Origin of the sequence: Streptomyces tamarix (assembly GCF_032423885.1) — a bacterium.
Taxonomy (GTDB): Bacteria; Actinomycetota; Actinomycetes; order Streptomycetales; family Streptomycetaceae; genus Streptomyces; species Streptomyces tamarix.
In genome coordinates, this window is sequence record NZ_JAWCTQ010000003.1 from 150467 (window position 1) to 172157 (window position 21691).

Here is a 21691-nt window from a genome sequence, read left to right on the forward strand (position 1 = left end):
GTCCCCCCACGCATCCCAGTCCGTGTGCGCGAGGAAGACGTGTGCCCATGAGCAACCCGTACCAGCAGCCCCCCATGCCCTTTCCGGCGCCCGCGGCGCAGCGTCCGCTGTACCGCATGAAGCGCGTGTGGGGCGGTGGACTGCTCCTGCTGCTGATCGGCACCGGCTGCGGGGCGATGGGTGACTCGGGCGGCGGCGAGCCGGCGGCGAAGGCGGCACCGGCCGCCACGGTGACCACCACGGCCACCGTCACCGCCTCCCCCTCCTCCTCTCCCCCCGCCGACCCCGCCCCGGCGGTCACCGTCACCACCACCGCGACGGCGACCGTGACGGCCACGGCCACGGTCACCCGGCAGGCCGCCGGCGGCGACACGGCGGACGACGAGGGCGACGGGTCGAGCGGCGGTACGTCCGGTGGCGGCGCGTCCGGCGGGGGCGCGTCCGGCGGCGGGAGCATCTTCTACGACAACTGCTCCGCGGCCCGCGCGGCCGGCGCCGCCCCGGTCCACCGCGGCGACCCGGGCTATGGCCGCCACCTCGACCGCGACGGCGACGGCGTCGGCTGCGAGGGCTGACCCCCGCGCCCGGGTGCCGGCGGGGCGCCGCCGTCCACCGGCCGGGAGGGCGTCCGGGTGGTGGGGGCGGGGCGGGTTAGCCTCGGGGGTGTCGTTGATGTGGCAGGAGGGTTTTCGTATGGCCAGGGTTCCGGCTGCGGTCGTCGCCGCGAGTGGGCTCGTCGGGGGATACGGCGTCGCCCGGTGGACGAAGAAGCGACCGCTCGGAGGGGTGGCGCTGGCCGCCGCCGGGGCGGTGGCCGCGCGGGAGTGGCAGCGGAGCAGCGGCGGTGCCGCGGCGGCAGGGCTGAGCGCCGCGTACGTCGCCGCGTTCGCCGGGTCGCACCCGCTGGCGAAGAAGGTCGGCCCCTGGCCGGCGGTGTTCTCCGTCGCGGGCGGCATGGCCCTGGTCTCCTGGGCGGTCACCCGCCGGAGCCGCTGAGCCCCGCCCCGGGATCACCGAGCCCGGTCCCGGCACCGCCCGGGCCCGGTCTCGAAACCGCCTGGGCCCCGGCCCCAGGGGCCACTGGTCCCGGCCCGTTCCCGGGGCCACTGGGCTTGTCCCCCAGGACCCGTCCGGGGGGCCTCCTTCCCCGGGGCTGCCGGTCCCGGTTCCAGGGCCCGCCCGGGCCCCGCCCCGGGGCTTCCGGCCCCGGATCCGCCCGGGGCGGCTGGGCCGGGCCCTCCGGGGGCCGCGCGCCCGTGTGCGTACGCGCGGGGCGGGCGCCCCCGGCTGCCGGGCGGGGTCGGTCATCCGCCCAGGGAGTGGGAGACCGTGTAGATCAGCAGGCCCGCCAGTGCGCCCACCACCGTGCCGTTGATGCGGATGAACTGCAGGTCGCGGCCGATGTGGGCCTCGATCTTGCGGGACGTCTGGTCCGCGTCCCAGCTCGCCACCGTGTCGGTGATCAGCGAGGTGATCTCCGTCCGGTACGTCGTCACCACGTACGCCGCCGCGTCCTCCAGCCAGCCCTCGACCTTCCGCTGGAGCTGCGCGTCCGACGACAGCCGGGCGCCCAGGGAGAGCAGGGACGCCCGCGCCCGCAGCCGCAGCTCGCTCTGCTCGTCCTCCGCCGCCGACATGATCATCGCGCGTACGGACCCCCACGCCGACGCGATGATGTCCTGCACCTCCGGCCGCGCCACCAGGTCCGACTTCAGGCGCTCCACGCGCGTCCGCGTCTCCGTGTCCGCCTGGAGGTCCGTCGCGAAGTCCCCGAGGAACCGGTCGATCGCGCCGCGCGCCGGGTGCCCCGGCATGTCGCGCATCTCGGTGACGAACCGCAGCAGCTCCTTGTAGACCCGCTCCCCCACCTTCCGGTCCACGAACCGCGGCGTCCACCCCGGGGCGCCGCCCTGCACGGCGTCCATCACCGAGTCGCCGTGCGTGACCAGCCAGTCGTGGGCGCGGACGCAGACCAGGTCGACCGCCCGGTGGTGCGCCCCGTCGGCGACGATCCGGTCGAGGGTCTTGCCGATGCCGGGCGCGATCTCCGCCGCCTCCGCCCGCCGGGTGATCGCCTCGCCGACGACGGCCTGGACGTCGGCGTCCCGCAGGACGGTCAGGGCACCGCGCAGCGCCGTGGACAGTTCCGCCGTGACCCGGTCGGCGTGCGCGGGCTCGGCCAGCCAGGCGCCGAGGCGGCCCGCGACGTCCAGGGCGTGCAGCCGGGTCCGCACGACGTCCGCCGAGAGGAAGTTCTCCCCGACGAACGTGCCCAGCGACTCGCCCAACTGGTCCTTCTTCGTCGGGATGATCGCCGTGTGCGGAATGGGCAGGCCCATGGGGCGGCGGAACAGCGCCGTGACCGCGAACCAGTCGGCCAGCGCGCCCACCATGCCCGCCTCGGCCGCCGCCGCCACGTAGCCGGGCCAGCCGGTCACGCCGGAGGACTCCGCCCAGGTCGCGAGCGCGTAGACCACCGCCACCAGGAGCAGCAGCGCCGTCGCCGCGGCCTTCATCCGGCGCACCCCGCGGCGCTTCTCCTCGTCCTCCGCCGTGTACGAGAAGCCGCCGGCGCCCGCCGTCCGCGTCGCCTCCGTGCCCTTTCCGGTCATGCGCTCCGCCCTCTGTGGCCGGGCCCGCTCCCCTTCCGGGGCGCTGTGGGCCGGCACCGCCGCTTGTCCTATTCCAGGTACTCCCGAAGGGGGCCGCTAGTTCCTGGAACGGTTGTTTTTCCCGGTGCCCGGGGGGTTTCTCACCCTTTCGGAGCTTCCGGACGCGTCGTGTGCCCGGCCCGGTCCGGCCGCCGTTCGGCGTACATCCTCGCGATGACCGCCTCGATGTCCGGTTCCCGCACGGACAGGTCGACCAGCGGGTACGCCCCGGCGACCTGCGCGACCAGCGGCGCCGCCGACGCGGACGCGGGGAACGCCAGCCACTGCCGGGCCCCCTCGACCCGTACCACGCGGGCGCCGGCCACCTCGATCGGCGGCACCTCCCGCTCCAGGTCGACGACGAGCGTCCGCGTCCCCGCGCCCGCCTCGCGCAGCCCGCCCAGCGTGCCGTCGTACACGAGCCGCCCGTGGTCGATGACCATCACGCGCTTGCAGAGCTGCTCGATGTCGGTGAGGTCGTGCGTGGTGAGCAGGACCGTCGTGCCCCGCTCGGCGTTGAGGTCCCGCAGGAACGCGCGGACCTTCGTCTTCGACACGACGTCGAGGCCGATCGTGGGCTCGTCGAGGTACAGCACGTCCGGGTCGTGGAGCAGCGCCGCCGCGATGTCGCCGCGCATCCGCTGGCCGAGGGAGAGCTGGCGGACGGGCACCTCCAGCAGGGCGGCCAGGTCGAGGAGTTCGACGCACCGGTCGAGGTTCTCCCGGAAGCGCGCGTCGGGGACGCGGTACATGCGGTGCACCAGCCGGTACGAGTCGCGCAGCGGCAGGTCCCACCAGAGCGTCGTCCGCTGGCCGAAGACGACGCCGATGCGGCGGGCCAGGCGGGTCCGCTCCCGCGCGGGGTCGATGCCAGCGACGCGCAGCCGGCCGCCGCTCGGGGTGAGGATGCCGGTGAGCATCTTGACGGTGGTGGACTTGCCGGCGCCGTTCGGGCCGATGTAGCCGACCATCTCGCCGCGCGCCACGCGGAAGCTCAGCCCGTCCACGGCCCGCACCTGGCGCCTCTCCCGGCGCAGCAGCCCCACCCTGCGGCGCACGTCGAAGACCTTCTCGACGCCGTCGAGGTCGATGAAGTCCGGCTCTGCGGTCATGCGTCAGCTCCCCGTGCTCCGGTACGAACGGATCCCCGCGCGCCACGCCAGCCCCGCCAGCGCCACGCACCCCGCGGCGACCAGCGGGGAGGCGAAGGCCGCCCACGGCGGCAGCCCGGCCGGCGCCCCGCGGCCCAGCACGTACAGCGCGGGCACCCAGTTGACGAACGCCAGCGGCACGACGTACACGACGCCGCGCACCAGCTCCCCCGCGAAGACGGTCGGCGGGTACTGGAGGAGGGTGTTCCCGCCGTACGTGAAGGAGTTGGTGACCTCCGCGCCGTCCTGCGCCCAGAACTGGAACGCCGCCCCGGCCGTCATCAGCGACCCGAAGATCAGGGCGCCCGTCACGACCATCAGCGGCACCATCGCCGCCTTCGGCACCGTCCACTCGACCCCCTCCAGCACCGCCAGCGACCACACCAGCACCAGCAGCCCCTGCGTCAGCCGGCCGAGTCGCCGCAGCGCGAACCGGTCGGCGGCCACCTGCGCCAGGACGGGCGCCGGGCGCACCAGGAACGTGTCGAGCGTGCCGTCCCGCACCCGCCGCCCCACCTTCCCCACCTGACCCATCGCCAGGTCGGCCAGCCCGAAGGCGGTGCTCGTCGTCCCGTACAGGAACGCCACCTCGCCGAAGGCGAACCCGCCGAGCCCCCGCACGTGGCCGAACATCAGCAGGATCACCACGAAGTCGAAGAAGTTCACCAGCAGGTTGGTCAGCAGCGTCATCGCGAAGGAGAAGCGGTACGCCATCGTGGAGCGGATCCACATGACGGCGATCAGCCCGTACGCGCGCAGCCCCTCCGCGGCCACCGCCGCCCGCCCGCCGGAATCCGCCCTCCAGGCCGTCCCGGCTCCGGGGCGCGGCGGCCGTCCCGCGGCGCCGGGACGGTCCGGGCGACGGGTCTCAGCCACCCTGCACCACCACCCGGCGGGTCGCGACCGCCTGGAGCGCGCGGCCCGCGGCCAGCAGCGCCAGGGCCCAGCCCGCCTGGAAGCCGTACGCCTCCAGCAGCGCCCGGCCGGTCCGCTTCTCCAGGAACACGTCGGCCGGGACCTGGAGCATCGACGCCCAGGGCAGCGCCCGGGCGACCTCCCCGAGCGCGCCGGGGAAGAGGGTCAGCGGCAGCAGCATCCCGGAGAAGAACACCCCGGTCAGCCACGCCACCTGCACCACCCCCGCCCCGTCGAGCAGCCAGAACACGGAGAGCGCGACCAGGTACCAGACCGCGAAGCTCACCACGACGCCCAGCAGCACCGACACGAGGAAGGCGAGCCAGGTCAGCGGGTGTTCGGGCAGGGCCAGGTCGAAGGCGAGCGCGCCGACCGCCATCGGGACGGCCCCCCGGCCGACCAGTTGGAAGGCGGCGCGCCCCAGGTTGGCCGAGAACCACCACAGCTGGAGGTCGGCGGGCCGGTAGAGGTCGACGACGATGTCGCCGGTCCTGATGCGCTGGATCAGCTCGTCCTCGAAGCCGCCGCCCATCAGGGAGGAGGCGGCGAGCAGGGCCTGCCCGAGCCAGACGTACGCCAGGGCCTCGGACATGTCGTAGCCGCCGAGGCGGGGACGTTCGTCCCACAGGGCCACGTAGGTGAACGCCAGGACGAAGCCGAAGACGGTGTTGGTGAACACCCCGGCGGCGGTGGCCACCCGGTAGGTGGCGTAGCGGCGGAAGCTGCCGGTCAGGACGGTCCAGTACAGCCCCACGGCACCGCCTTCCCTCCGGCCGGCTCCGGTGTCGTCCGACACTCCGTCAAAGCGGGTGAGCCTAGCCACCCGCGCGCCGGGCACGCGACTGGTTTTCGCGCCGGGGGGCGGGTGGCCCGGGACGGGACACGCGGGTCGACGCTCGGCGCGGTGCACTATATGAAGAGTGATAAAGCGTCACAATTCGGACAGTGATCACGTACATCACCGCGACCGTGCCGGAGACCCAGTGAGCGACGCCCCGCCGCAGCCCCCAGCAGGGGGCTGGGAGCCCCGTGACCCCACCGTCCAGACCCGGGGCGACACCGACGCCCCACCCTCCCCCCGCACCCCGGCCCCCGGCCGGCCCCCCGCCCGGAACCGGCCCCGGCGCACCGGGTGGCGCCGGGCCGTCCCCACCTGGCGGACGGTCCTCGGCGGCCTGCTCCTCCTCGTCCTCGTCCTCGGCGGCGGCTTCCTCGCCGGGTACCTCCTGATCGAGATCCCGCCCGCCAACGCCGCCGCGACCGCGCAGGCCAACGTCTACCTCTACGCGGACGGCAGCCCGCTCGCCCAGGGCGGCCGGGTCAACCGGGAGAGCGTCCCCCTCGCCCGCGTCCCCCGCCCCCTGCGGCAGGCCGTGCTCGCCGCCGAGGACCGCGACTTCTACACCGAGCCGGGAATCGACCCCGGGGCGATGCTCCGCGCCTCCTGGAACACCGTCACCGGCAAGGGCACCCAGGGCGGTTCGACCATCACCCAGCAGTACGTGAAGAACTACTACCTCGGCCAGGAACGCACCGTGACCCGCAAGGTCAAGGAGTTCTTCATCGCGATCAAACTGGACCGCGCCCGGTCCAAGGACGCGATCCTGGAGGGGTACCTGAACACCAGCTACTACGGCCGCAACGCCTACGGCGCGCAGGCCGCCGCCCAGGCGTACTACGGCAAGGACGTCCAGGACCTCGACACCGCCGAGAGCGCGTACCTGGCGTCGCTCCTCAACGCCCCCAGCGCCTACGACGTGGGCACCCGCCCCTCCAACCGCGCCCGCGCCCTGGCCCGGTGGAACTACGTGCTGGACGCCATGGTCCAGGAGCGGTGGCTGACGGCGGCCCAGCGGTCCGCCCTCCGGTTCCCCGAGGTGCTCCCGGCCCGACCCACCGCCGGGCTGGCCGGCCAGCGCGGCTACGCCGTGCAGGCCGTGAACGCCTTCCTCGCCCGCCACGGCATCCTCTCCGAGAGGGCGCTCGCGGCGGGCGGCTACCGCATCACGACCACGTTGCGGCAGGACCGGATGGACGCCTTCAGCGCGGCGGTGCGGGAGCAGGTCCTCGACCGGCTCGACCCGGAGACGAACCCCGCCGACCGGTACGTCCGGGTGGGCGGCGCGTCCATCGAGCCCGCCACCGGCAAGGTCGTCGCCCTGTACGGCGGCGTCGACTACACACGGCAGTACGTGAACAACGCGACCCGCCGCGACTACCAGGTCGGCTCCACCTTCAAACCGTTCGTGCTGGCCTCCGCCGTCGCCCACGGCGCCACCACCCAGCACGGCGAGCCGATCACCCCGAACACCGTCTACGACGGCACCAACAAGCGCCCCGTGGAGGGCTGGACCGGCAAGGCGTACGCCCCCGCCAACGAGGACGACGTGTCCTACGGCGGCATCCCCCTCCACACCGCCACCGACCGGTCGGTGAACGCGGTGTACGCACAGCTCGCGGTGGACGTCGGCCCGAAGAAGGTCAGGCGGACGGCGATCGCGCTCGGCCTGCCGGCCGACACCCCGGACCTGACCGCGTCCCCGTCGATCGCCCTCGGCCCGGCCACCGCGAGCGTCCTCGACATGGCGGAGGCGTACGCGACGCTCGCCAACCACGGCAGGCGCGGCCTGTACAGCCTCGTCGAGAAGATCGAACGGATCGACCCGGCCGGCGACCGCCCCCTGCCGCTGCCCGCCGCCGGGTCCGACGCCCACCAGGCCGTGAGCCGCGAGGCCGCCGACACGACGACGGCCGTCCTGCGCGGCGTCGTCGAGGGCGGCACGGGCACCGCGGCACGGGCCGTGGGCCGCCCGGCCGCCGGGAAGACCGGCACGGCGGAGGACGACAAGGCCGCCTGGTTCGCGGGGTACACCCCGGACCTGGCGACCGTGGTCGCGCTGATGGGCCAGGACCCGAAGACCGGCGCGCAGAAACCGCTGTACGGCGCGATGGGCCTGGACCGGGTCAACGGCGGCGGCGCCCCCGCGGAGATCTGGGCCCACTACACGGGCACGGCCCTGGAGGGCACCCCCTCCCGGGACTTCGACCTGAAGCTCCCCGAGGGCGCGGAGATCGAGGAGGAACGGGAACCGGAGGACCTCACCGAGGAGGCGGACACCGAGGACGTCACCGACCGGGCGGCGGACGACCGGCCCCGGCAGCCCTCCCCGGACACCGCGCCGCCCCCCGGCCCGGAGGCGGCCCCCACCAGAACGGCGACGGCACCCGCCGACGAACCGGAGGACGCCCCGCCCGGCACCGTCACCACGGCCCGGGACAGGACCCCCGCGACGAGATGACGCCGCCGCCCCCACCCCCGTCCGGACCGGTGCCGGCCAGGACGGGGGCGGGGCCACGCCGGGACGGCGGCGGGCCGGGGGCGGGACGGCGGCGAACCGGGACCGGGACGGAACCGGAGTCGGACCTGGGCTGCGGCCGGAACCGGGGCGGAGGCAGACCACGGCCGGAGCCGGGGCGGAACCGAGCCGGGGCCGGACCCGCTCCGGGCCGGAGGCGGGACCGAGCCGGGACGGCGGGCCGGGACCGGGACCGGGGGCCGGACCAGGGCCGGGGCCGGGGGCTCCCTAGTGGCCCGACGTGGCCTTCAGTCCCACCACGGCGACCAGCAGCAGGCAGACGAAGAAGATCCGGGCGGCGGTGACGGGCTCACCGAGGACGAGCATCCCCACCACCGCCGCCCCGGCCGCACCGATGCCGACCCACACGCCGTACGCCGTACCGATCGGCAGCGTCCTGGTGGCCTGGGCCAGCAGGACCATGCTGGCGACGATGCCGCAGCAGGTCAGGACGCTCGGCCAGAGACGGGTGAACCCGTCGGTGTACTTCATGCCGACCGACCAGCCCACCTCCAGCAGACCGGCGACGACGAGCAGAACCCAGGCCATGACGACACACACCCTTCGGGAAGAGACGTTTCCGGTGTGCGTCGTCTTTGCCTTGTGACCCGGTACGGCGCGTCTCGTCGGGTGTACCGACCACGGTAACAAGCGGTCAGGGATCCGGGGACCTCAGAGGTAGAGCCCCGTGGAGTCCTCGGAACCCTCGAAACGGTCGGCGGCGACCGCGTGGAGGTCGCGTTCGCGCATCAGGACGTACGCCACGCCGCGCACCTCCACCTCGGCACGGTCCTCGGGGTCGTACAGGACCCGGTCGCCGGGCTCCACGGTACGGACGTTCTGGCCGACCGCGACCACCTCGGCCCAGGCCAGCCTGCGGCCTACCGCGGCGGTCGCCGGGATGAGGATGCCGCCTCCCGAGCGCCGCTCGCCCTCGGGAACGTCGGACCGGACCAGCACCCGGTCGTGCAGCATCCGGATGGGCAACTTGTCGTGGGTGTTCTCGCTCACCCCACGAACTTACCCGGCCGGCCCCCGCCCCGGCCCAAGGACCCCCTCAGTGCCCGCGCCTGCGGGACGACGACGCGACGACCAGCCCGATCACGCCGACGGCGAGGAGCGCCACCGGAACCACCCGCTCCAGACGCGGCGCGCCGCTCTCGTCCACGAAACGGGCCTTGACGTCGGTCACCATCCGGTTGACGGCGACGAAGGCCCGCCCGGCCGTCTCGTCGACCGTCGACGCCACCTTCGCCTTCGCGTCACCGATGATCGTCTTCGGGTGCATCCGTACGCCGATCTCGTCGAGCGTGACGGCGAGCTGCTCGCGCCGGCGGACGATGTCCGCCTCGATCTGCGCGGGGGTCCTGGCGTCCGACACCGAGCTGCCTCCGTTGGTGGTCGTGATCTCCGGTCGCTTCGTCATGCACAGTCTGTCAGCTCGACCGGCCCGGAGCTGTCCCAGACCCCCATTAGGCTCGGTCGCGTACCCGCCCGCACCCGTTGAGGAGAGCCACAGCCATGAGCGAGCGACTGCAGCCCGGCGACACCGCCCCCGCCTTCACCCTGCCCGACGCGGACGGCAACGAGGTCTCGCTCGCGGACCACAAGGGCCGCAAGGTCATCGTCTACTTCTACCCCGCGGCGCTCACGCCCGGCTGCACCAAGCAGGCGTGCGACTTCACGGACAACCTGGAGCTGCTCGCGGACGCCGGCTACGACGTGATCGGCGTGTCCCCGGACAAGCCGGAGAAGCTGGCGAAGTTCCGGGAGAAGGAGGATCTGAAGGTCACGCTGGTCGGCGACCCGGAGAAGAAGGTGCTGGAGGCGTACGGCGCGTACGGCGAGAAGAAGCTCTACGGCAAGACGGTGACGGGCGTCATCCGCTCGACGGTCGTCGTCGACGAGGACGGCAAGGTCGAGCGCGCGCTGTACAACGTGAAGGCGACCGGCCACGTAGCGAAGATCATCAAGGACCTGGGCATCTGATCCCCGGCACCCGAACGGCCCGCACCGCCCCACCGGCGGTACGGGCCGTTCCGCTTGTCGGGCGCAACCGTCCGACAGCCGGTTCGTTACTCCGTACGAGGCCACGAACAGACGGCCGTGCGAGGAGGGGTCGATGCCGGTCAGCCCGTACACGAAGGAGCGCCTGGAGGAGGCCGCCGGAGGAGCGCGCTCGCTGTCGGAGGCGCTGGAGCGGCTCGGGGTGGACCCGGCGGGTCCGACCCGGCGCTACGTACGTGAGCGGATGAGGAGGCTGGAGGTGGACACCTCGCACTTCGAACGGGAGACGAAGTGGACCAGGGACGTCCTCCGGTCCGCGGTCGCGGCGTCCACGAACATGTGCGACGTCCTGCGCCACCTCGGCCTCGGGGTCGTCGGCGGACACCACACCCACATCAGCCGCCGCATCAGGGCGTACGGCATCGACACCTCGCACTTCCGGGCGCCGGAGCGCCGCGGAGTGCCCCGGCGCCCCGGGACGCCCGAGCACGTGCTCGTCCGGCAGCCCGCCGACCGGGCCAGACGCGTCCCGAGCGACCGGCTCAAGTCCGCCATGGCGGCGCTGGGAGTTCCGGAGCGGTGCGCCCTGTGCGGCACGGGACCGGTCTGGCGAGGCAGCCCCCTGCCCCTGGAAGTCGACCACGTCGACGGCGACTGGCGTGACAACCGGATCGAGAACCTGCGCTACCTCTGCCCGAACTGCCACGCGACGACGGACGGCTACCGGGGCCGTGCCAAGCGGCGTGCCGCGGAGGGGACCGCGTGAGCGGCGGCGTGAGGTACACCCGCGAGCGGCTGGTGCAGGCGGCCGAGCAGTGCTCGGACCTGGACGAGGTGATCGCCTTCTTCGGCACGCGGCCGTACGGCAAGCTCCGCAGGTACCTCGTCGGACGGTTCGCACGGTTCGGCATCGACATCTCGCACTTCGGTCCCCGCGACGGCTCGGCCCGGCCCGAGCCCGGCGAACTGCGTGAGGCGGTCGCGGAGTCGATCTCCCTCGCCGAGGCGCTGCGCCGGCTGGGCCGGCCGGACAACGGCACCCAGCGGAGGAAGTTCCGTGAGTGGGTGGCCCGGGACGGCCTCTCGACCGCGCACTTCCTGGGTCAGGCGCACCAACGCGGCAAGCCGGGCGCGACGCCGGTCAGGCGCGCCGAGGAGATCCTGGTCAAGCACGGCGGAGAGCGCCGCACCAGAACCCCCCTCCTGCGCCGCGCGCTCCGCGAGGTCGGCGTACCCGAGGCATGCGCCGAGTGCGGGGTGGGGCCCGAGTGGCTGGGGAAACCCATGACGCTGGAGATCGACCACATCAACGGCGACTGGAGCGACGACCGGCGGGAGAACCTGCGGCTGCTGTGCCCCAACTGCCATGCCGTCACCGGCACCTGGTGCCGCGGGGGCCGACCGCGAGGGGTGTCCGGTGTCTCCCTCCCGGCCGGGGAGCGGGGCCAGTAGAGTAGAGCGCGGCCGGGCGCCCGTACGCCAAGGGCTGAGCGGCGATCTTTAGGTGGTCGTGTTTGTCGGTTCGAATCCGACCGGGCGCACAGGGCGAAAGGCCCCGCACCTTCCATTCGTAGGTGCGGGGCCTTTCGGGTGGGGTCAGCCGAGCAGTTCCCGGACGGCCGGGACGAGGGCGCGGAACGCCTTGCCGCGGTGGCTGATGGCGTTCTTCTCGTCGGGGCTCAGCTCCGCGCACGTGCGGGTCTCCCCGTCGGGCTGGAGGATCGGGTCGTAGCCGAAGCCGCCGCTGCCCGCGGGCGTGCGGCGCAGCGTGCCGTCGAGGCGGCCCTCGACGACGCGTTCGGTGCCGTCGGGCAGGGCGAGCGCGGCGGCGCACGTGAAGTGGGCAGCGCGGTGCGGGTCGTCGATGTCGGACAGTTGGGCGAGGAGCAGGTCGAGGTTGGCCTTGTCGTCGCCGTGGCGGCCGGACCAGCGGGCCGAGAAGATGCCGGGTGCGCCGCCGAGGACGTCGACGCAGAGTCCGGAGTCGTCGGCGACGGCCGGGTGGCCGGTGGCCCGTGCGAGGGCGCGGGCCTTGAGGAGCGCGTTCTCCGCGAAGGTGACGCCGGTCTCCTTGACGTCGGGGACGTCGGGGTAGGCGTCCGCGCCGACGAGTTCGTGGGCGAGTCCGGCGCCGGCGAGGATGGCGCGGAGTTCGGTGATCTTCCCGGCGTTGCGGGTGGCGAGGATCAGGCGGGTCATGGCGTCCAGTATCGGGGGCGGTTCGCGGCGGGTTACGGGGTGCAGACCTTGCCGATCTCGGCGGCCGCGTCGGTGACGGGCTTGAGGTCGGGGGTGGTGTCGCCGTTCTTGACGGAGGTGCGGACCTGTTCGACGCCGTTCGACAGGTCGTCGACCGCCTTGGTCAGGTCGGCGTTGTCGGTCTTGTCCTTGAGGGTGGCCAGTTCCTTGTCGATGGCGTTGAGGGATTCCTCGATCTGGGTCGGGTCGCCGGCGTTGGAGACGGCCCGGCCGAGGCGGTCGACGCTGGTGGCGATGGCGTCGGCGGTCTGGACGCAGTCGAGTGCCTTGTCCAGGGCGCCGCAGCCGGTGAGGGTGAGGGCGGCGGCGAGGGCGGCGCCGGAGACGAGGGCGGCGGTGCGGTGACGGCGCATGAGCGGGTGTCCTCCCCTGGCTGGTTACGGGCGTACGGTACCTTCCGCACGCCCGTGTCCGGTGAGACGCCGCCGGGTGGCGGCGCGGTTGCTCAGAGCGTCGTTTCGAGGGCTTCGCGCTGGAGTGCGGCCAGGTCGGCGCAGCCGCCGGTGGCGAGGTCGAGGAGCGCGTTGAGTTCCTTGCGGTCGAAGGGTTCGGCTTCGGCGGTGCCCTGGACCTCGACGAAGCGGCCGTCGCCGGTGCAGACGACGTTCATGTCGGTTTCGGCGCGTACGTCCTCCTCGTAGCAGAGGTCGAGGAGGGGGGTGCCGTCGACGATGCCGACGGAGACGGCGGCGACGGTGCCGGTGAGCGGCTTGCGGCCGGCCTTGACGAGTTTCTGCCGCTGGGCCCAGGCGACGGCGTCGGCGAGGGCGACGTACGCGCCGGTGATCGCGGTGGTGCGGGTGCCGCCGTCGGCCTGGAGGACGTCGCAGTCGAGGACGATGGTGTTCTCGCCGAGCGCCTTGTAGTCGATGACGGCGCGCAGGGAGCGGCCGATGAGGCGGGAGATCTCGTGTGTACGTCCGCCGATCTTGCCCCGGACGGACTCGCGGTCGCCGCGGGTGTTGGTGGAGCGGGGCAGCATGGAGTACTCGGCGGTGACCCAGCCTTCGCCGCTGCCCTTGCGCCAGCGGGGGACGCCCTCGGTGACGGAGGCGGTGCAGAAGACTCTGGTGTCGCCGCAGGAGATGAGGACGGAGCCCTCGGCGTGCTTGCTCCAGCCGCGCTGGATGGTGACCGGGCGGAGCTGTTCGGGCGTGCGGCCGTCGATACGGGTCATGGGGAGAGCCTAGGCCGTCCCGTGCCCGTCTCGTGCCGCCCGTCAGGGGCGGGAGGGGGCGGCCGGCCGGGGGCGGGGCACACCACCCGTAAGGGGGGCGTACGGCCGGTCAGGGGAGGAGGCGCGCCCCCCGTAAGGGGCGGGGGGCGTGGTGCCCGTCAGGGGCAGGGGCGCGTGGCCGGCCAGAAATGGAGGCGCAGTGCCGGCCAGGGGCGGGAGGTACACCGCCCGTAAGGGGCGGGGCGCACGGCCGTTCAGGGGCGGGGCGTGGTGCCCGTCAGGGGCGGGGGCGGGGTGGCCGTCAGGGGCGGGAGCGCGCGGCTCGGGCGAGCCAGGGGGTGAGGGTGGGCAGCGGTATGAGTTCGCGGTGGGTCTCGCCGCCGGGCAGGGGGACGACGAGCCACTGGCCGGGTGGGAAGAACCGTCCGGTGACGCGGGCGCGGCCGTCGAGGACCGCCCGCAGGAAGTCGGGGGCGGAGTCGCGGGGCACGTCGGGGAAGTCCACGCCCTCCACGGTGATGAGCGTGTCGCCCTCGGGGAAGAGCCGCAGGGTCGTCCGGGGAGGTCCGGCGATCTCGACGTACGCCTCGTGCGGGAGGGATCCGTCGGGGTCGGTGGCGGTGAACGCGGGCGCGGCGGTGCGGCGGGAGGTGCGGTCGGCGCCGATGTCGTCGGTGACGGTGGTCTCCAGCCCGTACGCGCCGGCGATCTCGACCAGGGCGGTGACGGCGGCCTGGGTGCTGGGCAGGTGCGGGGGGATCGTGGTCTCCTTCGCGCTCGTTCCCTCGTTCGGTGGAGGGTGTGACGAGGCCCGCCCCCGGTGCCGGTCGGGGGCGGGGGCGGGCCTCGTCGTGCGGCTAGCAGCCGGTCACATCATGTCTTCGATCTCGGCGGCGATGGGGTCCGCGTCGGTGCCGATGACGACCTGGATGGCGGTGCCCATCTTGACGACGCCGTGGGCGCCCGCGGCCTTCAGGGCGGCCTCGTCGACCAGGCCCGGGTCGCTCACCTCGGTGCGCAGCCGGGTGATGCAGCCCTCGATCTCTTCGATGTTGTCGATCCCACCGAGCCCGGCGACGATCTTCTCAGCCTTGCTGGCCATGTGTTTCTCCCTGGTGTTCACGGGGTGCGGTCTCGACGCCCCGTACGTCCGCGTTCGTCACGGTAACTCACGGTTGGCCCATCTACGCAGGCGAGCCACCGCCCCGTCCCCGATCATGATGATCACCGGCACTCTGCCCGTGAGCGGGCTCCAGCCGAGCCTATCGCAACTGGTCTACACCAGTCCTGTTCCCGGGAGGACGCGGATGAGCAACGACCGTACGGCGAGCGCGGCCGCTCCGCGCAGGTCCCGGTGGAACGGCCTGTTCCAGGGCCTGCAGAAGGTCGGCCGGAGCCTCCAGCTTCCGGTGGCGGTGCTGCCGGCCGCCGGTCTGCTGGTGAGTCTGGGCAACCTCTTCTCCGCGTACCTGCACGGGAGCTTCTGGGAGAAGGTGTCGAACGTCCTGCTGAAGGGCGGTACGGCGATCCTCGACGGGGCGTTCGGACTGCCGCTGCTGTTCTGCATCGGCGTGGCGATCGGGTTCGCGAAGAAGGCGGACGGCTCGACGGCGCTCGCGGCCGTGGTGGGCTTCCTCGTGTACTTCAACGTCCTGAAGGCGTTCCCGCGCGAGGGGACGGTCACCGCGGACGTGCCGGAGGGCGTGCCGCAGAACCCGGGCGTCCTCGGCGGCATCCTGATCGGGCTGCTGACGGCCGTGGTGTGGCAGCGGTTCCACCGGACGAAGCTCGTCGACTGGCTCGGGTTCTTCAACGGGCGGCGGCTGGTTCCGATCCAGATGGCGTTCCTGTGCGTGCTGCTGGGCGTGGTGTTCGGGCTGCTGTGGGAGCCGGTCGGGGACGCGCTGGAGTGGTTCGCGCGGCACCTGATCGGGCTGGGCGCGTGGGGCGCGGGCATCTTCGGCCTGGCGAACCGGCTGCTGATCCCGGTGGGCATGCACCAGTTCCTCAACACGTTCTTCTGGTTCCAGGCGGGTGAGTACACCAAGCCGGACGGGACCGTGGTGCGGGGCGACCTGACGCGGTTCTTCGCGGAGGACCCGACGGCGGGGCAGTTCATGTCGGGCTTCTTCCCGATCATGATGTTCGGTCTGCCCGCCGCCGCGCTGGCCATCGCGCACACGGCGCGGCCGGAGCGGCGGCCCGAGGTGGCGGGCCTGATGGTGTCCGTGGCGCTGACCTCGTTCGTGACGGGGGTGACCGAGCCGCTGGAGTTCTCGTTCATGTTCGCCGCGCCGCTGCTGTACGGGCTGCACGCACTGCTCACCGGCGCCTCCATGGCGATCACCTGGGGGCTGGGGGTGCACACGGGCTTCAGCTTCTCGGCGGGCCTGATCGACTACGTCGTCAACTGGCACCTGGGCACCAAACCGTGGCTGATCATCCCGATCGGGCTCGGCTTCGCGGTGGTGTACTACGTCGTCTTCCGCTTCGCGATCACGGTCTTCAAGCTCCCGACCCCGGGGCGGGAGCCCGAGGAGGTGGAGGAGGAGATGGCGCGGCAGACCACCAAGCCGTAGCCGTAGCCGTAGCCGTAGGGGACGCGCCCCTGCGTGGGCCGGTGCGGGTCGGCGCCGGACGGCGTCGAGGAGGACGGCGCCTTTCGGCCGGCCACGCGCCCCCGCGTGCGGGCCGGCACGACCGGCCGGGGCGGCCGGTACGGCGGAGTGGCCGATACGACCGGCCGGGGCGGCCGGTACGACCGGAGTGGCCCGGGTGATCGGTACGACCGGAGTGGACGGTACGGCGGAGTGGTCGGTACGGCGGGTGCGGCCCGGGTGGCCGGTACGGCCGTCCGGGGTCGCGTCCGCTTCCCGGTGCCGGGCGGTCGGGTCGTCCACCTGGTCGTCCGGCGGGCGCTGAGCATTCGTACTCATGTCCCGCCGCCCGCGCGCGGGCAGGCCGGCCGCCATGCACGGGGCGGACACGACGGAGGGCGACGCCGGCCGGTAGACGACCCCGGTCACCAAGCAGCCCCGGCCCCACGGGCGGCCCCGGGCCCACGGGTGTGCAGCAGGGCGATGTGGTCCGGGTGAGCCCGGACCCATGGACGGGCCCGGTCGCGCCAAGCGCCCCGGTCGCACCGAGCGGCCCCGGTGGCACGGGCGGCCTCGGCGGCACGGGCACCCCCGGTCGCGCCAGGCGTTCCCCGCCCCACGGGCGACCCCGGCCGCGCGGGCAGTTCCGGGTCGCACCGGGTCGGGAGGGGCGGGTCGGGAGGGGCGGCCTCTCGGAGTGCGGCTCGGGGGGCGGCTCGGGGCGGCCTCTCCAGCCGGGTCCGTGTTCGGCGCGGCGGTGGCCGGTTTCCTCCCGCAGGGGCCCGACCGTCCGGGTTTCCGCTGGTCGGCACGTGAAGCCCTGTTGTGACGTATTCGCAGGTTCCTTATCTATCCCCGACCGTGCTACAACAGGTCTACACCAGTAATGGTGTAGACCACGCGGCCTTTCCCCGTGCCGCGTCCCCCCGAGACGCCGCCGTCCCCTTCTTCCTGAGCGGCGCCTTGCCCACTGGAGGAAGTTGATGAGTACGGCCACCGCCACGGCGGCGCCCGCAAAGAAGCGGGGCTCCGGCCTGTTCCAGGGCCTGCAGAAGGTCGGTCGCAGCCTGCAGCTGCCGATCGCCGTGCTGCCCGCGGCGGGCATCCTGCTGCGCCTGGGACAGGACGACGCCTTCGGCAAGGACGGCCTGGGCTGGAACAAGGTCGCGTCGGTGTTCGCCACTGCCGGCGACGCCGTCTTCGCCAACCTGCCGCTGCTGTTCTGCGTCGGCATCGCCATCGGTTTCGCCAAGAAGGCCGACGGCTCGACCGCCCTCGCCGCCCTCGTCGGCTTCCTGGTCTACAAGAACGTCCTCACCGCGTTCCCCATCACCGAGGCGAAGGTCCAGGACGGCGCCGACATCGCCGCCACGTACAACGACCCCAAGGTCCTCGGCGGCATCGTGATGGGCCTGATAGCCGCCGTCACCTGGCAGCGCTTCCACCGCACCAAGCTGCCCGACTGGCTCGGCTTCTTCAACGGCCGCCGTCTCGTCCCGATCCTGATGGCCTTCATCGGCACCGCCGTCGGCGTCTTCTTCGGCCTCGTGTGGGAGCCCATCGGTGAGGTCATCACCGCCTTCGGCGAGTGGATGACCGGCCTGGGTGCCGCCGGCGCCGGTGTCTTCGGCGCGATCAACCGCGGTCTGCTGCCGGTCGGCATGCACCAGTTCGTGAACACCGTCGCCTGGCAGGAGATCGGTTCCTTCACGGACCCCTCGGGCGCCGTCTGGCACGGTGACCTGCCGCGCTTCTTCCACGGCGACCCGACCGCCGGCCAGTTCATGACCGGCTTCTTCCCGATCATGATGTTCGCCCTGCCGGCCGCCGCCCTGGCGATCACCCACTGCGCCCGCCCCGAGCGCCGCAAGGTCGTCGGCGGCATGATGATGTCGCTCGCGCTGACCTCGTTCGTCACCGGCATCACCGAGCCGATCGAGTTCGCGTTCATGTTCATCGCCCCGGTGCTGTACGCGATCCACGCGGTGCTGACCGCCATCTCGATGGCCCTGACCTGGGCGCTGGGCGTGCACCACGGCTTCAGCTTCTCCGCGGGCGCCATCGACTACTTCCTGAACTGGGGCCTGGCCACCAAGCCGTGGATGATCATCCCGATCGGCCTGGTGTTCGCCGCGGTCTACTACGTGGTCTTCCGCTTCGCGATCACCAAGTTCGACCTGCCGACCCCGGGCCGCGAGCCCGAGGAGGAGGTCGAGGACCTCACCAAGGCGTGAGCCCCTCCGTCCGGCACCGGCCGGACGCCGTACGACACGGGGAAGGCCCCGGGACCGCTCAGGTCCCGGGGCCTTCCCCGTGGGTTCCGGGGCCTTCCCCGTGCGCGGCCTTCCCGCCGCGCGCGTCCCGCGCCGCCGGGCTACAGCTCGTACACCGCTCCCGACCGGGCCAGCTCCGCCGGGCCGTCGTAGACCTCCCGCGCGTCGGCCAGGTTGCGCTCGCCGTCCGTCCACGGCGGGATGTGCGTCAGGACGAGCCGCTTCGCGCGGGCCCTGGCCGCGTGGACACCCGCCTCACGGCCGTTCAGGTGCAGCTCGGGGACGTCCTCCTTGCCGTGGGTGAAGGACGCCTCGCACAGGAACAGGTCCGTGTCGGCCGCCAGCTCGTCGAGCGCGTCGCACACGCCCGTGTCGCCGGAGTACGTGACGGCCCTGCCGGCGTGCTCGATCCGGATGCCGAACGCCTCCACCGGGTGGCACACCCGCTCCACCCGCACCCGGAACGGGCCCAGTTCGAACGAGCCGGGCTTCAGCGTGCGGAAGTCGAAGACCTCGCTCATGGCCGTGGCGGACGGCAGGTCCGCGTACGCCGTGGCGAGCCGCTGCTCGGCGCCGTCGGGCGCGTACACCGGGAGGGCGTCGCACGTGCCGTCGTGCCGGTAGAACCGCGCCACGAAGTACGCGCACATGTCGATGCAGTGGTCGGCGTGGAGGTGGGAGAGGAAGATCGCGTCGAGGTCGTAGAGACCGCAGTGGCGCTGCAGCTCGCCCAGGGCGCCGTTGCCCATGTCGAGGAGCAGCCGGAAGCCGTCGGCCTCTACGAGGTAGCTCGAACAGGCCGAATCCGCGGACGGGAACGACCCGGAACAGCCGACGACGGTGAGCTTCATGGAGCGTGAACCTCCGTGGACGGGAGCGGGGAAGCGCTGGCGGGGGGAGGTCGTGCGGTGCGACGAGCGTACGGCCCGGGGCGGCGGGGCGCGCCTTCGCAGCGGCCCGTTGTGGGGGAACTCACCCGTGCTGTCACCGGTTCGGATGGACCCGGTGGGGGTGGCGGCGCGGCGCCGCGGCGCGGGTGGGCGGGCGGCCGGGCGGGGGGCGGCGCGGGCCGGTAACGTCCGGGGGTATGGACACGTCCTGGTGGCCGGCGCTCGTCGCCGTCGTGGTGGTCGCGCTCGTCGCTGCGGTGGCCGACGGGCGGGGGCGCGGCGGGCGCCGTCCCGGTGGCCGGGGGCCTGCCGGGCGGGGGCCCGGCGGGCGGACGCGGCCTCCCGGCCGGCCGCCGGTGCGGCGGCCCGCCGGGCCGCGGGCCGCGCCCGCGCGGCGGCCGGAACCGGGCGACATCTGGTGGGCCGGCGTGCCGTTCGAGGACGGGCCGGGGTCGAAGGACCGGCCGTGCCTGGTGCTGGCGGTACGGGGCGACTCGGCGCTCGTCGCGAAGATCACCAGCAAGTACCGGGAGGAGCGGGCCGGGGTGATCGCGCTGCCACCGGGGTCCGTGGGCGACGCGCGGGGGCGGGCGAGCTTCCTGGAGACCGGGGAGCTGCGGGAGGTGGCGCTGTGGGAGTTCAGGCGGCGGGTGGGCGCGGTCGACCCGCTGGTCTGGGACCGGGTGCGGCACCTGGCGACCGAATGACCGCCCGGGGGCGAGTGGCCAGTGACCCAGCGATTCTCCGGAGGCCGAGTAGCCAGTGGCCGAGCGACCACCCCGGAGGGGGGCGAGCGACCACCCAAGGGGCGAGTTACTACCCGGAGGCCGGGCGCCCGTCCGGTGGGCGAGTGGCCACCCGAGGGGCGGATGCCCGCCCAGTGGACGAGTAGCCGGTGACCGAGCGACCGCCCAAAGGGCGAGCGATCGCCGGGTGGTCGACCACCCGAAGACCAAGCGCCCCGCCCGGCGGACGAGCAGCCGATGACCGAGCGACCACCCAGAGGGCGAGCGACCGCCCGATGGTCGAGTGACCGCCCGGTGGTCAAGCGCCTGGAGGACGGGTGCCCCCTCCGGGCGACCGCCCGGGGGCCGGGTGCCCGGAAGGGCGCCCGGCCGGGTCGGCGGTCAGGCCCAGAGCTGGCCCTGGAGGGTCTCGATCGCCGCTTCGGTGGTGGGCGCCGTGTAGACGCCCGTCGACAGGTACTTCCAGCCGCCGTCGGCGACGACGAAGACGATGTCCGCGGACTCGCCCGCCTTCACGGCCTTCCGGCCGACGCCGATCGCGGCGTGCAGGGCCGCTCCCGTCGACACGCCCGCGAAGATGCCCTCCTGCTGGAGGAGTTCTCGCGTACGGGTCACCGCGTCGGCCGAGCCGACCGAGAAGCGGGTCGTGAGGACGGACGCGTCGTACAGCTCGGGGACGAAGCCCTCGTCGAGGTTGCGCAACCCGTACACCAGGTCGTCGTAGCGCGGCTCCGCGGCGACGATCCTCACGTCGGGCTTGTGCTCGCGCAGGTAGCGGCCGACGCCCATGAGGGTGCCGGTCGTGCCGAGTCCGGCGACGAAGTGGGTGATCGACGGGAGGTCGGCGAGGATCTCCGGGCCGGTCGTCTCGTAGTGCGCGGCGGCGTTGTCCGGGTTGCCGTACTGGTAGAGCATCACCCAGTCCGGGTTCTGCTCGGACAGTTCCTTGGCGACGCGCACCGCGGTGTTGGAGCCGCCCGCCGCGGGCGACGAGACGATCTCGGCGCCCCACATGGCGAGCAGGTCGCGCCGCTCCTGGGAGGTGTTCTCGGGCATCACGCAGACGATGCGGTAGCCCTTGAGGCGGGCCGCCATCGCGAGCGAGATGCCCGTGTTGCCGCTGGTGGGCTCCAGGATGGTGCAGCCCGGCGCGAGACGGCCGCTCTTCTCCGCCTGCTCGATCATGTGCAGGGCGGGGCGGTCCTTGACGGACCCGGTGGGGTTGCGGTCCTCCAGCTTGGCCCAGATGCGCACGTCCTCCGAGGGGGACAGCCGCGGCAGCCGGACGAGCGGGGTGTTCCCGACCGCGGCGAGGGGGTTGTCGTAGCGCATCAGCGCATTCCGCCGGCGACCGCGGGGAGGATCGTGACGTTGTCGCCGTCCGACAGCTTGGTGGAGATGCCGTCGAGGAAGCGCACGTCCTCGTCGTTCAGGTACACGTTGACGAAGCGCCTGAGCTCGCCGCCGTCCACGATGCGGTCCTGGATGCCCGCGTGGCGGGTCTCGAGGTCGGCGAACAGCTCGGCGAGGGTCGCCCCGCTGCCCTCGACGGCCTTGGCGCCGTCGGTGTAGGTGCGGAGGATGGTCGGGATGCGGACCTCGATGGCCATGATGTGGACTCCTGTGAAGGCTGAAGGCTGAGGGCTTGAAGGCTGCTGGAGACTGACGC

Annotated in this window: 24 protein-coding genes, 1 tRNA gene and 1 riboswitch; of the genes, 10 read left to right on the top strand and 15 right to left on the bottom strand. The window is 73.3% G+C overall.

Annotated elements, in window-relative coordinates:
- Nucleotides 1-47: 47 nt before the first annotated feature.
- Both RND61_RS04010 and RND61_RS04015 read left to right on the top strand, forming a co-directional pair.
- On the top strand, nucleotides 48-575 hold the full coding sequence (locus RND61_RS04010) for an excalibur calcium-binding domain-containing protein (RefSeq protein ID WP_315876249.1): 528 nt from the start codon (nucleotides 48-50) through the stop codon (nucleotides 573-575).
- A 118-nt stretch (nucleotides 576-693) separates the two neighbouring features.
- Nucleotides 694-996, top strand: coding sequence for a hypothetical protein (locus RND61_RS04015; protein ID WP_315876250.1), 303 nt, complete (start codon nucleotides 694-696; stop codon nucleotides 994-996).
- Nucleotides 997-1304: 308 nt separating this feature from the next.
- Here the strand turns inward: RND61_RS04015 and RND61_RS04020 are convergent, their stop codons facing one another.
- The 4 genes from RND61_RS04020 to RND61_RS04035 form a co-directional block, all read right to left on the bottom strand.
- On the bottom strand, nucleotides 1305-2612 hold the full coding sequence (locus RND61_RS04020) for a DUF445 domain-containing protein (protein ID WP_315876251.1): 1308 nt from the start codon (nucleotides 2610-2612) through the stop codon (nucleotides 1305-1307).
- A 140-nt stretch (nucleotides 2613-2752) separates the two neighbouring features.
- Complete coding sequence (locus tag RND61_RS04025; protein ID WP_315876252.1) at nucleotides 2753-3763, bottom strand: ABC transporter ATP-binding protein; 1011 nt, start codon at nucleotides 3761-3763, stop codon at nucleotides 2753-2755.
- A gap of 3 nt (nucleotides 3764-3766) precedes the next feature.
- Nucleotides 3767-4678 carry an ABC transporter permease gene (locus RND61_RS04030; protein ID WP_391652805.1) on the bottom strand — a complete coding sequence of 304 codons (912 nt, stop codon included), beginning with the start codon at nucleotides 4676-4678 and terminating at the stop codon, nucleotides 3767-3769.
- Nucleotides 4671-5471: an ABC transporter permease gene (locus RND61_RS04035; protein ID WP_315876253.1), complete on the bottom strand. Its 801-nt coding sequence runs from the start codon at nucleotides 5469-5471 to the stop codon at nucleotides 4671-4673. Before RND61_RS04035 ends, RND61_RS04030 begins: the two co-directional genes overlap by 8 nt.
- A 229-nt stretch (nucleotides 5472-5700) precedes the next feature.
- Here RND61_RS04035 and RND61_RS04040 point away from each other — a divergent pair, with 229 nt between their 5' ends.
- Nucleotides 5701-8016, top strand: a complete 2316-nt coding sequence (locus RND61_RS04040) for a transglycosylase domain-containing protein (protein WP_315876254.1) — start codon at nucleotides 5701-5703, stop codon at nucleotides 8014-8016.
- 285 nt (nucleotides 8017-8301) lie between these two features.
- Here the strand turns inward: RND61_RS04040 and RND61_RS04045 are convergent, their stop codons facing one another.
- From RND61_RS04045 to RND61_RS04055, 3 genes are all read right to left on the bottom strand, one after another.
- A complete protein-coding gene (locus RND61_RS04045) occupies nucleotides 8302-8622 on the bottom strand; it encodes a DMT family transporter (protein WP_315876255.1) in 321 nt (106 codons plus the stop codon).
- 35 nt (nucleotides 8623-8657) lie between these two features.
- A riboswitch (guanidine-III (ykkC-III) riboswitch) is annotated at nucleotides 8658-8725 on the bottom strand.
- A 20-nt stretch (nucleotides 8726-8745) separates the two neighbouring features.
- Complete coding sequence (locus RND61_RS04050; RefSeq protein ID WP_010474424.1) at nucleotides 8746-9084, bottom strand: GroES family chaperonin; 339 nt, start codon at nucleotides 9082-9084, stop codon at nucleotides 8746-8748.
- Nucleotides 9085-9130: 46 nt separating this feature from the next.
- Nucleotides 9131-9454 carry a DUF3618 domain-containing protein gene (locus tag RND61_RS04055; RefSeq protein ID WP_315876339.1) on the bottom strand — a complete coding sequence of 108 codons (324 nt, stop codon included), beginning with the start codon at nucleotides 9452-9454 and terminating at the stop codon, nucleotides 9131-9133.
- Between the two features lie 140 nt (nucleotides 9455-9594).
- Between RND61_RS04055 and bcp the strand changes: the two genes are divergently transcribed.
- From bcp to RND61_RS04075, 4 genes are all read left to right on the top strand, one after another.
- Nucleotides 9595-10062 carry a thioredoxin-dependent thiol peroxidase gene (gene bcp / locus RND61_RS04060; RefSeq protein ID WP_315876256.1) on the top strand — a complete coding sequence of 156 codons (468 nt, stop codon included), beginning with the start codon at nucleotides 9595-9597 and terminating at the stop codon, nucleotides 10060-10062.
- A gap of 133 nt (nucleotides 10063-10195) precedes the next feature.
- Nucleotides 10196-10846, top strand: coding sequence for an HNH endonuclease signature motif containing protein (locus tag RND61_RS04065; protein ID WP_315876257.1), 651 nt, complete (start codon nucleotides 10196-10198; stop codon nucleotides 10844-10846).
- Nucleotides 10843-11532, top strand: coding sequence for an HNH endonuclease signature motif containing protein (locus RND61_RS04070; protein WP_315876258.1), 690 nt, complete (start codon nucleotides 10843-10845; stop codon nucleotides 11530-11532). Before RND61_RS04065 ends, RND61_RS04070 begins: the two co-directional genes overlap by 4 nt.
- 16 nt (nucleotides 11533-11548) lie before the next feature.
- Nucleotides 11549-11621: transfer RNA gene (locus RND61_RS04075), tRNA-Leu, on the top strand.
- A gap of 55 nt (nucleotides 11622-11676) precedes the next feature.
- Here RND61_RS04075 and rdgB read toward each other — a convergent pair.
- The 5 genes from rdgB to RND61_RS04100 all read right to left on the bottom strand — a co-directional run bounded on the left by rdgB (nucleotide 11677) and on the right by RND61_RS04100 (nucleotide 14639).
- Nucleotides 11677-12279: an RdgB/HAM1 family non-canonical purine NTP pyrophosphatase gene (gene rdgB / locus RND61_RS04080; protein ID WP_315876259.1), complete on the bottom strand. Its 603-nt coding sequence runs from the start codon at nucleotides 12277-12279 to the stop codon at nucleotides 11677-11679.
- 32 nt (nucleotides 12280-12311) lie between these two features.
- Complete coding sequence (locus RND61_RS04085) at nucleotides 12312-12692, bottom strand: hypothetical protein (protein WP_315876260.1); 381 nt, start codon at nucleotides 12690-12692, stop codon at nucleotides 12312-12314.
- Between the two features lie 92 nt (nucleotides 12693-12784).
- A complete protein-coding gene (gene rph / locus RND61_RS04090) occupies nucleotides 12785-13516 on the bottom strand; it encodes a ribonuclease PH (RefSeq protein WP_315876261.1) in 732 nt (243 codons plus the stop codon).
- Between the two features lie 301 nt (nucleotides 13517-13817).
- Nucleotides 13818-14276 carry a hypothetical protein gene (locus tag RND61_RS04095; protein ID WP_315876340.1) on the bottom strand — a complete coding sequence of 153 codons (459 nt, stop codon included), beginning with the start codon at nucleotides 14274-14276 and terminating at the stop codon, nucleotides 13818-13820.
- Nucleotides 14277-14384: 108 nt separating this feature from the next.
- Complete coding sequence (locus tag RND61_RS04100) at nucleotides 14385-14639, bottom strand: PTS glucose/sucrose transporter subunit IIB (protein WP_315876262.1); 255 nt, start codon at nucleotides 14637-14639, stop codon at nucleotides 14385-14387.
- Between the two features lie 184 nt (nucleotides 14640-14823).
- Between RND61_RS04100 and RND61_RS04105 the strand changes: the two genes are divergently transcribed.
- Nucleotides 14824-16095: a PTS transporter subunit EIIC gene (locus tag RND61_RS04105; RefSeq protein ID WP_315876263.1), complete on the top strand. Its 1272-nt coding sequence runs from the start codon at nucleotides 14824-14826 to the stop codon at nucleotides 16093-16095.
- Nucleotides 16096-17096: 1001 nt separating this feature from the next.
- Entirely contained in the window at nucleotides 17097-18347 is a 1251-nt protein-coding gene (locus RND61_RS04110; protein WP_315876264.1) for a PTS transporter subunit EIIC, read from the top strand.
- A gap of 140 nt (nucleotides 18348-18487) precedes the next feature.
- Here RND61_RS04110 and RND61_RS04115 read toward each other — a convergent pair whose 3' ends face one another.
- On the bottom strand, nucleotides 18488-19237 hold the full coding sequence (locus RND61_RS04115) for an MBL fold metallo-hydrolase (protein ID WP_315876265.1): 750 nt from the start codon (nucleotides 19235-19237) through the stop codon (nucleotides 18488-18490).
- A gap of 236 nt (nucleotides 19238-19473) precedes the next feature.
- On the opposite strand from RND61_RS04115, the gene RND61_RS04120 reads away from it, so the two are divergent.
- Entirely contained in the window at nucleotides 19474-19983 is a 510-nt protein-coding gene (locus RND61_RS04120; protein WP_315876266.1) for a type II toxin-antitoxin system PemK/MazF family toxin, read from the top strand.
- 420 nt (nucleotides 19984-20403) lie between these two features.
- Here RND61_RS04120 and RND61_RS04125 read toward each other — a convergent pair whose 3' ends face one another.
- Both RND61_RS04125 and RND61_RS04130 read right to left on the bottom strand, forming a co-directional pair.
- On the bottom strand, nucleotides 20404-21354 hold the full coding sequence (locus RND61_RS04125; protein ID WP_315876267.1) for a PLP-dependent cysteine synthase family protein: 951 nt from the start codon (nucleotides 21352-21354) through the stop codon (nucleotides 20404-20406).
- A complete protein-coding gene (locus RND61_RS04130) occupies nucleotides 21354-21632 on the bottom strand; it encodes a MoaD/ThiS family protein (protein WP_315876268.1) in 279 nt (92 codons plus the stop codon). Before RND61_RS04130 ends, RND61_RS04125 begins: the two co-directional genes overlap by 1 nt.
- Nucleotides 21633-21691 lie beyond the last annotated feature (59 nt).

Excerpts from the sequence above, each read along its gene's own strand:
- RND61_RS04010 (WP_315876249.1), top strand. The coding sequence starts at position 48 with ATGAGCAACCCGTACCAGCAGCCCCCCATGCCCTTTCCGGCGCCCGCG.
- RND61_RS04015 (WP_315876250.1), top strand. The coding sequence starts at position 694 with ATGGCCAGGGTTCCGGCTGCGGTCGTCGCCGCGAGTGGGCTCGTCGGG.
- RND61_RS04020 (WP_315876251.1), bottom strand. The coding sequence starts at position 2,612 with ATGACCGGAAAGGGCACGGAGGCGACGCGGACGGCGGGCGCCGGCGGC.
- RND61_RS04025 (WP_315876252.1), bottom strand. The coding sequence starts at position 3,763 with ATGACCGCAGAGCCGGACTTCATCGACCTCGACGGCGTCGAGAAGGTC.
- RND61_RS04045 (WP_315876255.1), bottom strand. The coding sequence starts at position 8,622 with ATGGCCTGGGTTCTGCTCGTCGTCGCCGGTCTGCTGGAGGTGGGCTGG.
- bcp (WP_315876256.1), top strand. The coding sequence starts at position 9,595 with ATGAGCGAGCGACTGCAGCCCGGCGACACCGCCCCCGCCTTCACCCTG.
- RND61_RS04065 (WP_315876257.1), top strand. The coding sequence starts at position 10,196 with ATGCCGGTCAGCCCGTACACGAAGGAGCGCCTGGAGGAGGCCGCCGGA.
- rdgB (WP_315876259.1), bottom strand. The coding sequence starts at position 12,279 with ATGACCCGCCTGATCCTCGCCACCCGCAACGCCGGGAAGATCACCGAA.
- RND61_RS04085 (WP_315876260.1), bottom strand. The coding sequence starts at position 12,692 with ATGCGCCGTCACCGCACCGCCGCCCTCGTCTCCGGCGCCGCCCTCGCC.
- rph (WP_315876261.1), bottom strand. The coding sequence starts at position 13,516 with ATGACCCGTATCGACGGCCGCACGCCCGAACAGCTCCGCCCGGTCACC.
- RND61_RS04105 (WP_315876263.1), top strand. The coding sequence starts at position 14,824 with ATGAGCAACGACCGTACGGCGAGCGCGGCCGCTCCGCGCAGGTCCCGG.
- RND61_RS04110 (WP_315876264.1), top strand. The coding sequence starts at position 17,097 with ATGAGTACGGCCACCGCCACGGCGGCGCCCGCAAAGAAGCGGGGCTCC.
- RND61_RS04115 (WP_315876265.1), bottom strand. The coding sequence starts at position 19,237 with ATGAAGCTCACCGTCGTCGGCTGTTCCGGGTCGTTCCCGTCCGCGGAT.
- RND61_RS04120 (WP_315876266.1), top strand. The coding sequence starts at position 19,474 with ATGGACACGTCCTGGTGGCCGGCGCTCGTCGCCGTCGTGGTGGTCGCG.
- RND61_RS04125 (WP_315876267.1), bottom strand. The coding sequence starts at position 21,354 with ATGCGCTACGACAACCCCCTCGCCGCGGTCGGGAACACCCCGCTCGTC.
- RND61_RS04130 (WP_315876268.1), bottom strand. The coding sequence starts at position 21,632 with ATGGCCATCGAGGTCCGCATCCCGACCATCCTCCGCACCTACACCGAC.